The 2,341-nt window shown below is 44.5% G+C and carries 3 protein-coding genes; all 3 read right to left on the reverse strand.

What is annotated here, in order from left to right; all coding sequences use genetic code 11:
• Positions 1-233, reverse strand: a 233-nt coding sequence (gene minE, locus A3762_RS11320) for a cell division topological specificity factor MinE (protein WP_068755567.1), incomplete at its 3' end; no start/stop codon positions are given.
• Positions 230-1,048: a septum site-determining protein MinD gene (gene minD, locus A3762_RS11325; protein WP_068481961.1), complete on the reverse strand. Its 819-nt coding sequence runs from the start codon at positions 1,046-1,048 to the stop codon at positions 230-232. The genes minE and minD, both read right to left, overlap by 4 nt.
• Positions 1,049-1,135: 87 nt before the next feature.
• Positions 1,136-1,939 carry a septum site-determining protein MinC gene (gene minC, locus A3762_RS11330; RefSeq protein WP_082869091.1) on the reverse strand — a complete coding sequence of 268 codons (804 nt, stop codon included), beginning with the start codon at positions 1,937-1,939 and terminating at the stop codon, positions 1,136-1,138.
• Positions 1,940-2,341: the final 402 nt, after the last annotated feature.

A 2,341-nucleotide genomic window follows, 5' to 3' on the forward strand; every position in this document is an offset into this window, starting at 1 on the left:
ACGTTCAGTTCAAGAACCGAACAGTCATCATTTTTATCAAGTTGGACCTGTACTTGGTCTTGATTGATAGATACGTACTTGCGAATAACCTCAAGAATTTCTTTTTGAAGCATTGGCAGGTAATCGGGCTGCTCGCGCTGCCCACGTTCATGAGCAACAATTATTTGTAAGCGTTCCTTCGCGATAGATGCGGTGTTCTTCTTGGTGCTTTTAAAATAATCTAAAAAACTCATGCTGTTGCAGCCCCCTTAAACATACGCTTAAAGAAACCTTTCTTTTCATTCGTGATAAAACGCTGTGGCTTTTCGGCGCCAAGTAAGCGTTCTACAGCATCATCGTAGGCCTGTCCTGCATCAGTTGATTGATCATGGATAACAGGAACGCCTGAATTTGAAGAAGAAAGAACGGATTGTGATTCAGGAATAACGCCAAGAAGTTTGATGGCTAGAATCTCTTTAACGTCATCTACGCTCAGCATTTCACCTTTCTCAACACGGCTAGGGTTGTAGCGGGTTAGAAGAAGGTGCTCTTTTACCGACTCGCCATTTTCAGCGCGGCGAGACTTGCTTTGTAAGATACCTAAAATTCGATCTGAGTCGCGAACCGAAGATACTTCCGGGTTCGTTACGACAATGGCTTCATCTGCGAAATAGAGAGCCATTTGAGCGCCGTGCTCAATGCCTGCAGGCGAATCACAAATGATGAAATCGAAGCGCTCAGAAAGTTCATTAAGAACTTTTTCTACGCCATCTTGAGTGAGTGCATCTTTATCGCGAGTTTGAGAAGCGGGGAGAATGTAAAGATTCTCATTATGCTTATCTTTGATAAGAGCCTGGTTTAGCGTCGCTTCGCCGTTGATTACGTTTACGAAGTCATACACTACACGACGTTCACAGTTCATGATTAGATCTAGGTTACGAAGACCTACATCGAAATCGATAACGACGGTTTTGTGTCCCTTCAGGGCAAGACCTGTGGAAATGGACGCGCTGCTAGTTGTTTTACCTACGCCGCCTTTACCTGAAGTGATAACAATTATTTTTGCCAATGTTCTATTCCCATGTTGCTATGTTGTTTGAAGTTGGGCTTAAGCCTCTTTACTTCTTGCGCTCTTATTCGGCGCTTAATGGGCTCTTTAGAGCTCTAGTTTTTTAAAATTCAGAGTTTGCTCGTCCAAATATACTTGGCAGGGCTTGCCTATGGTTGAGCTTGGAATGTCTTCGCTTATTTTGTATTGCCCTGCGACGGAGACAAGTTCTGCTGCCATGCTTTGGCAGAAGATGCGTGCTTTGGTATTGCCTTTAACCCCAGCTAGCGCGCGTCCGCGCAATGTACCGTAAACATGAATGTTTCCGTCGGCTAGTATTTCTGCGCCGGCACTTACAGAGGCTAGAATGATCAAGTCACCATCTGCTGCGTAAACTTGTTGTCCTGATCGAATAGGATGATGGACAATTTTACTAATCTGTGTTTCAGTTTTGATTTCGACCTTTGCAGGCTCATCTGCTTTGGGTTCCTGCGGCGCAGGTTCGCTAGCTGCTGGAGTGTCTGTATCGATCGCTGCGTTACGTTCTTTTTGTTTGGCTAATATTCCTAAGCCATGATTGCGCGCGACGTCTTGAAGTGATGCGCTGGCGCCTCTTACAGCGATTGCCTTCACTTGGTGTGCTTGGCATATCTCGATGAGACGCTCAAAGTCGAGGCTTGGTTCTTCATACTTCTCTAGGCCAATCACGACAGGAAGGTTTTCAAAAAAACTAGGGGCTTGAGCGACTTTCGCTGCGAGTTCTTCGCTGAATTGCTTTGGTTCAAAGCTGGTGAGCTCTAAGGCAGTCATTGGAGCTAAGGATGCTTTAAGTTTGATGCTTGGCTGAACAGGCGGGTTTTCTGCTGACTTGTGTGCTTCTGGAGCGATGGTTGTGCCTGTGTCCGAACTCATGATTACCCTAATTTTCTATTTTGTTTTTTTGTTTGCAGAGCATGTACTAAATAGTTACTTATTTTGGGTCTGTTTCGCAATAGTCAACAAACAGATTCTGACAGCCCTCTAATGCTTTCGATCATACCATAGAGCCTGAAGCTCATGCTTATGTTAAAAGCTGATTTTTTAGTAATGTGTTGAATTAATTATCGAGGATTTCCACTGACCTCTCAGCTTCGATTTAATAGGTTGTGAGAGATCAGAGCGATGGTCTGGTTTTATTGCTCGGTTTCTGGTTTTGTTTTCGGTAGAACAAGGTTGAGAAGAATGCCCGAGATGGCTGCTAATCCTATCCCTTGAACGACGAAGCCTTCACCGCCAAAGTTCATTCCGCCAATTCCAAATACTAAGGGGATTGAG

The sequence above is a fragment of the Oleiphilus sp. HI0125 genome (assembly GCF_001635355.1).